The organism is Streptomyces sp. ISL-94, from assembly GCF_018614075.1.
In the GTDB taxonomy this organism is placed as follows: Bacteria; Actinomycetota; Actinomycetes; order Streptomycetales; family Streptomycetaceae; genus Streptomyces.
Window position 1 is genome coordinate 1 of the sequence record NZ_JAGGOZ010000148.1, and the last position, 7,679, is coordinate 7,679.

3 protein-coding genes are annotated in these 7,679 nt (G+C 76.1%); 1 reads left to right on the plus strand and 2 read right to left on the minus strand.

What is annotated here, in order from left to right; genetic code table 11:
• The coding region (locus J7E94_RS33925) for a hypothetical protein (protein ID WP_215020667.1) at nt 1-997 on the minus strand (997 nt) is incomplete at its 3' end.
• Between the two features lie 109 nt (nt 998-1,106).
• On the minus strand, nt 1,107-2,000 hold the full coding sequence (locus J7E94_RS33930; RefSeq protein ID WP_215020668.1) for a LysR family transcriptional regulator: 894 nt from the start codon (nt 1,998-2,000) through the stop codon (nt 1,107-1,109).
• A gap of 486 nt (nt 2,001-2,486) precedes the next feature.
• Here J7E94_RS33930 and J7E94_RS35240 point away from each other — a divergent pair.
• Nucleotides 2,487-7,679, plus strand: a 5,193-nt coding sequence (locus J7E94_RS35240; protein ID WP_308345645.1) for a polyketide synthase, incomplete at its 3' end; no start/stop codon positions are given.

Genomic DNA, 7,679 nt, shown 5'->3' on the forward strand with positions numbered 1-7,679 from the left:
GCGTAGGTGTGGAGGTCGGAGTGGGCGTAGGTGTCGGGGTGGGGGTGGGGGTGGGCGTCGGGGTTGTGCCGCAGCCCGGCGCGGCCTCCGGCGGCAGCGGCACCCGCCAGATCTGGGTGTCGTTCTCCGACCCGACGAGCAGGTTCGCGCAGTCGGCGTACGTCACCGTCTCGCCCTGCGGCTGGGCGGGCAGGGCGACGTCCGCGAGCTTGGTGCCCGCCGTGTCGTACACGGAGGCCGTGTTGGCGCCCAGCGGTCCGCCGCTGCGCAGGGTGTACGAGGCTCCCGTCGGCGAGAAGGCCCCGTCGGTGGCGAACACCGGGCCGGGCCGGACCTCCGTGAGGGTGTTGACCTGCCCGGTCACCGGCGGGAGCGGGGCCTGGTACAGCCGGCCCGCGGCTCCGATGAGCTTGCTCGCGATGAAGAGCCGGCCGGTGACGGGGTCGGCGAGCAGGGACTCAGCGTCGTGCTTGCCGTCCGCGTAGGCGAAGCGGTACGTCGTCGGCGCCACCGTGGCGTTGGCGAGCTGCGCGGGCTCGGCGAAGCTGTGCACGGTGATCTCGGCGCGGTTGCCGAAGTTGTCCCCGATGTCGCCGACGAGGATCACCGGGCCGCCGGCGGCGTCCTTGCCAATCGCCAGGCCCTCCCAGTCGGTGTTGCCGACGCCGGAGACGGTGAGGGTGGCCTTGAGTACGCCGGTGGCGCCGGTGCAGTCGATCGCGAAGACCTGGTTGGTGTTCCCGCTGTCGTTGACGGCGTAGAAGACGCCCGGGTGCCTGCGGCTCATCGCGAGCCCGCTGAGCTCGGCCAGGCCGCCGGGCAGGGTGCACTTCTTCTCCGGCGCCAGGGCGGCGGCGCCCGCGGGGCGGGCGGGGACCGCGGCGGCGGCCGGGGAGGCGGTGGCGCCGGCCATCCAGGCCACCGCGGGCAGGATCGTGGCGAGGACCGCGGTCGCGAGGGCGGCGGCGGCCCGTGGAGCTGTCAGGAGTCGGGACATGCGGACCATGTGAGGCGGCGACGGCCGAGGACGCCAGGCCCAACCACCCCCCGTTCGAGCATCGTTCAATGCCGTCCCGGCATGCCTCGCGGTTGCCTGCAGGCCCGGCTCAGCGCAGCGGCTCGCGTACGGGTGCCTTGCGCCCGACGTCCGCGATGAAGGCGCGGGCGGCGCGGCTCAGCGGCCGCCGGGCGTGCGCGATGCCCACCGGGCGCAGCAGGGGCGGTGTGAAGGAGCGGATTTCCGCCCTGCTGCCGAAGGCCCTCAAGACCACGTCCCGGTACCAGATGAGGGAGCCGCGGCCGTCCGTCACCCCCGTCACCCAGGCGAGGCGCTCGTCGACCTCCAGGGAGGGCACGGGGCGGACGCCCAGACAGCTGAACATGGCCTCCATCTCGGTGCGCCGGCCGGTTCCCGGCGTGGGCAGCACCATCGGGAGCCCGTCGAGCATGCGCAGCGGCACCGGGCTGGGCAGCCGGGAGCCGATCGGCGAGATCAGCACCACCTCGCGCTCCTGGATGTGGTGGGTGGTGAGCTCCTTGTCGATCGGCAGGTCGACGAGAGCCAACTCGGCGCGGCCCTGGTTCAGTTCCTGGACGACGGCCTCCCTGCTGTCGTGCTGGTGGAGCCGGACGTCCACGCCGGGATGGCGCTCGCTGAAGGCGGCGACGAGGTCGGCGGCCAGGTCGAGGGCGAGGGTGGGCGTCGTGACGACGGTGAGGGAGCCCCGGGAGTCCTTGCCGTGCGGGGTCCCGATGTCGTCGATGGCCTCGACCGCGTTCAGCACGGTACGGGCCAGCCGGACGACCCGGGCTCCTTCCGGCGTGAGGTCCACCCCCCTTCCCCGGCGGGCGAGGAGTTCGACGCCCAGGTCGCGTTCCATGGCCTGGACGGCCCGGGACAGGGCGGACTGGGCGATGAAGACGGAGGCTGCGGCGCCGGTGATGGACCGGCAGTCGGCGACGGCGACGAGGTAGCGGAGTTGCGCGAGTGTGGGGGTCATGACCGGACGGTAACCGCGGGAGCGTGCACCTGTAAGAGCCACCGGGTGAACAACTGCCGGGCCCCCCGGAGCGGCGTTCATGCCGGGTCGGCGGCAAGGCATGCCGGTGCGGCATGAGCCACGAGGATGCCGTACGTCGGCCCGCGCATCGGGGCGGCCCACCCGGGCGGGAATCGCCGCAGGCCACCGGCGCGGCGGGGGTGTGCCGCCGGTCCGCCCGGGGCGGGTTCCGAATGGTCCGCGGGTCCCGAAGGCGCGAAGCAACGTATTCCGTATGGCTGTTGACAGTGCAGGGCGCCCCCCGCACGATGCAACGCGGCGTCCGGGCATTTGATCGTTGTTCAAGCGCGCCCCACCGGTCGGCCGGGGATCCCGGCCGATGTGCGCACGCGGCGCCCGGTGCACAGATCCGCAGATCTCATCGCTCTCCCCGGTTCTTCCGCCCTGCACTGCGCCATGTCACACAGCACTGTAAGAGGAGCGCCCGTGACCCCCCAGCCCCCGCAGACCGCCCCCGCCACCCGTGATCTGGTCGTCGCGGTCAGTCCGTTCGAGGAGCCACAGCCGCGGCTCGTGATGGCCGCCGAGCGGGCCGGGGCCCTCGGGCTGCTCGACCTCGGCCGGGACGCGGGCGCAGCGCGGCGCGCCTTCGCGGAGCTGGACCGCCGGCTCGGCGGCGGCGGGCGGTACGGGGTGCGGGTGCCCGCGGGCTGCCCCAGCGGGCCCGGGGAGCTGCCGTCCGCCGTGGACACCGTGCTGCTGGCCGATCCCGCGGCGCACACACCGGAACGGGTGGCCGCCTGGGCCGCGGCGGCCGGCCGGCCCCGGGTATGGGCCGAGGTCACCAGCCCGGCGGAGGCCGCGGCCGCCGTGGCCGCCGGGGCGGCGGCGCTCGTCGCCAAGGGCCACGAAGCGGGCGGGAGGGTGGGCGCCGCCACCACCTTCGTCCTGCTCCAGCAGCTGCTCGCGGGCCCCGGGGCCGGGGTGCCCGTACGGGCGTGCGGCGGGATCGGGCCGCACACGGCGGCCGCGGCCGTCGCGGGCGGGGCCGCCGGGGTACTGCTCGACGTACAACTGGCCCTGACCACCGAGGGCGAGGAGGCGCTGCCCGCCGAAGTGGCGGCGGCCATCCGGGCGATGGACGGCTCGGAGACCCGACTGGTACAGGGATACCGCGTCTTCGCACGGCCCGACCTGCTCCCGCCGCCGGACGGGCCGGCGGCCGCGCTGCTCGGCGCCCGGGACCTGCGGGCGCAGCTGCTGCCCGTCGGGCAGGACGGGGCCTCGGCGGCCCGGCTGGCCGCCCGGTACCGGACCACCGGCGGGGTGCTCCACGCCGTGCGGGAGGCCATCACCGGGCATCTGGCCGCCGCCGTTCGGGCCCGGCCGCTGGAGCGTGCCCTGCCCGTCGCCCAGGGGCCGATGACCCGGGTGAGCGACCAGGCGGCCTTCGCCGAGGCGGTGGCCGCGGCGGGCGGGGTCCCGTACCTGGCGCTCGCAGTGATGGAAGGCCCGGACGTGCGCAGGCTCCTCGCCGAGACCGCCGAGCGGCTCGGGGACCGCCCCTGGGGCGTGGGCCTGCTCGGTTTCGCCCCGGCCGAGCTGCGGCGGGAGCAGCTGGCGGCGGTGGCCGAGGCGCACCCGCCGTACGCGATCATCGCGGGCGGCACCCCTGCGCAGGCCGCGCCGCTGGAGGCGGCCGGGATCCGGACCCATCTGCACGTGCCGTCCCCGGGGCTGCTGGAGCGGTATCTCGCCGAGGGGGCGCGGCGGTTCGTGTTCGAGGGCCTCGAGTGCGGGGGGCACGTCGGTCCGCGGGCCTCGTTCCCGCTCTGGGAGGAGCAGATCGAGCGGCTGCTGGCCTGCGCCGAGCCGGCGTCCCTGGACGTGCTGTTCGCGGGCGGCATCCACGACGAGCGCTCCGCCGCGATGGTCGTGGCGGCCGCGGCGCCGCTGGCCGAGCGGGGGGCGCGGATCGGGGTGCTGATGGGCACGGCGTACCTGTTCACGAAGGAGGCGGTGGCGGCGGGGGCGGTCCGGCCGGTCTTCCAGCGGGCGGCGGTGGAGTGCGTGGACACCGTGCTGCTGCACACCGCCCCAGGCCACGCGACCCGCTGCGCGGCGACCCCGTACGCGGCGACCTTCGAGGCCACCCGCCACCGCCTCACGGCCGCCGGGCTCGCCCCGCGCGAGGTCTGGGAGCAGCTGGAACACCTCAACCTGGGCCGGCTCCGCCTGGCCTCGAAGGGCCTCCGCCGCGCGTCCGGCCCCGCCGGCGGGGCCGGACCGCACGGCGGGGCCGGACCGCACGGCGAAGCCGGACCGCACGGCGAAGCCGGACCGCACGGCGAAGCCGGACCGCACGGCGAAGCCGGACCGCACGGCGAAGCCGGACCGCACGGCGAAGCCGGACCGCACGGCGAAGCCGGACCGCACGGCGAAGCCGGACCGCACGGCGAAGCCGGACCGCACGGCGAAGCCGGACCGCACGGCGAAGCCGGACCGGCAGGCACCACCGAGGAGAACACCTCGGGCATCGCCCGGTTGGAGGCTGTCGGCGAGGAGGAGCAGTACGCGGAGGGGTTGTTCATGCTCGGGCAGGCGGCGACTCTGCGCGACGGAACCACGACGGTGGCCGCGCTGCACGCGCAGGTGACCGAGGGGGCCACGCGGTTCCTGGAGCGGCGGGCCCGGGAGATCGCCGCGCCGGAAGCCGGGACGCAGCCGGAACCGGCCGCCGATCCGCTCGACATCGCCATCGTCGGAATGGCCTGCGCCTACCCCGGGGCACCCGGCCTCGCCGCCTACTGGGCGCGGATCCTGGCCGGGACGGACGCCGTGACCGAAGTCCCGGCCGAGCGCTGGGACCCGGCGCTCTACTACGACGCCGACCCGGCCCGGGCCGGCGAGCGCACGCCCTCCCGGTGGGGCGGCTTCCTGGGGCCCGTGCCCTTCGACGCCCTCGCCCACGGCATCCCGCCCGCCTCCCTCGCCGGGATCGAGCCGGTCCAGCTGCTGGCCCTGGAGATCTCCGCGCGGGCCCTGGCGGACGCCGGTTACGGCCGGGACCGGGAGTTCGACCGCTCCCGGACCTCCGTGGTCTTCGGGGCCGAGGCCGGTACCGAGCTGGCGGGCGCGTACGGCCTGCGCGCACTGCTCCCGGCCTACCTGGGCGAACTCCCGCCCGCCCTGGACGAGCAGCTGCCACGCCTCACCGAGGACTCCTTCCCCGGCATCCTCGCCAACGTCATCGCGGGCCGGGTCGCCAACCGCCTCGACCTCGGCGGCGCGAACTGCACGGTCGACGCCGCCTGCGCCTCCTCACTGGCCGCTCTCGACCTCGCCTGCCGCCAACTGCGCGACGGTGACAGCGACATGGTGGTCTGCGGCGGCGCCGACGTGCACAACGGCATCAACGACTACCTGATGTTCTCCTCGGTCCGCGCCCTGTCCCCCACCGGCCGCTGCCGCCCCTTCGACGCCGCCGCCGACGGGATCGCGCTCGGCGAGGGCGTCGGCGCGCTGGTGCTCAAGCGGCTCGCGGACGCCGAGCGGGCCGGCGACCGGGTGTACGCCGTGGTCAAGGCGGTCGGCGCGGCCAGCGACGGCCGGTCCCTCGGCCTCACCGCGCCCCGTCCGGAAGGGCAGCGCCGGGCGCTGGAGCGGGCCTACGCCCGGGCCGGCATCAGTCCAGGCGAGGTGGGCCTGGTCGAGGCGCACGGCACCGGCACGGTGGTCGGCGACAGCACCGAACTGTCCGTCCTGACCGCGCTGTTCACCGCCTCCGGCGCAGCGCCCGGATCCTGCGCCCTGGGCTCGGTGAAATCACAGCTCGGGCACACCAAGTGCGCGGCCGGCCTGGCCAGCCTGATCAAGGCGGCCCGGGCCGTCCACACGGGCGTACGGCCGCCCACCCTGCACCTCGACACGCCGAATCCGGCCTGGCAGGCGGAGACCAGCCCCTTCTCCTTCGACACGGAGGCCCGGCCCTGGGCGGCGCCGCCGCGCCGGCGGATCGCGGGCGTGAGCGCCTTCGGCTTCGGCGGCACCAACTACCACGCGGTGCTGGCCGGTTACGAGGGTGCCGAGGAGCCCCGGCACGGCCTGGAGGAGTGGCCCGCCGAGCTGTTCTGCTTCCGCGGCGAGGACCGCCGGGCGGCGGGCCGGGTGATGGCGCGGCTCGCCGCCCGACTGGAAGAGAACGACGCGGCCGGACGCCCCTGGGCGCTACGCGACCTCGCGGCGGAGGCCGCCGCCACCGGATCCGGCCCGGTCCGGGTGGCGGTCGTGGCCGCCGGCCCGGACGAGCTCGCGGTCCGGCTGGAGCAGGCTCGGGCGTTCGCTCCCGGCCCGGGTGTCCACGTACGGGAGGAGTCGGCCGATCCGGGCCGGGTCGCGTTCCTGTTCCCCGGGCAGGGCAGTCAGCGCACCGGAATGCTGGCGGAGTTGTTCACCGCCTTCCCCTCACTGCGCGGGCTCCTGGACGAGGCGCCGGCCGCCGTGGTCTCGGCGATGTTCCCACCGGCGGCCTTCAGCACCGAACACCGGGCAGCCCAGCGGGCAGCGCTCACCGACACCCGGATGGCCCAGCCGGCTCTCGGCCTGGCCGGAGCGGCGGCCCACCTCCTGCTCACCCGACTGGGCGTACGCCCGGACTCCGTGGCCGGGCACTCCTACGGTGAGCTCACCGCGCTCTGGGCGGCGGGGGCGTACGACACGCAGAGCCTGCTGCGGCTGAGCGCGCGCCGGGCCGAGGCGATCGTGGCGGCGGCCGGGGCGGATCCGGGGTCGATGGCGGCGGTGTCGGCCGCGCCGGAGGAGGTACGGGAGATCGCGGCCCGCGCCGGCTGTGTGGTGGCGAACCACAACGCGCCCCGCCAGTGCGTGATCTCGGGTCCGACGGCCGCCGTGGCCACGGCGGTGGCCTCGCTACGGGAAGCGGGACTGTCCGCGGAAGCGATTCCGGTGGCCTGCGCCTTCCACAGCGCGGTGGTGGCGGGCGCTGCCGCGACGCTCGCCGACGAGCTGGCCGGTACGGCCGTGGCCGACCCCGCCGTACCGGTCTGGTCGAACACCACGGCCGCCCCCTATCCGCCCGGTGCCGATGCCGTACGAGGCCTTGCCGCACGCCAGGTGGCGGAGCCGGTCCGGTTCGTGGAGCAGGTGGAGGCCATGTACGCGGCCGGCGTGCGGACCTTCGTGGAGGCGGGGCCGGGGCGGGTCCTGACCGGCCTGATCGGCCGCATCCTGCACGGCCGGCCCCACACGGTGGTCCCGCTGGACGTGCCGGGCGAGCACGGCCTGGTCCGCCTGGTCACGGCGCTGGCCGAACTGGCGGCGGCCGGCGTGCCCTTGGCCACGGAAGCCCTGTTCCGCGGCCGGACCGCCCGCCTCCCGGAGCAGGCCCCGAGCCGCCCGGGCTGGCTGGTGGACGGCCACCTGGTCCGCACCGCGGACGGCGAGCCGGTGGCCGGAGGCCTCCGCCCGGCCGCCCCGGTCCCCCTGCCTCCCGCCCCGTCCACGGACCGGCGTGAGGAGGCCGTCCTGGAGTACCTCCGGGGCAGCCGCGAACTCGTGGAGGCGCAGCGGGACATCCTGCTCGGCTACCTGGGCACGCCGGGGCCGCTCCCCGCAGGACACGAACCACCGGGGTCCGGACGGGGCCGGGTGTGGGCCGGG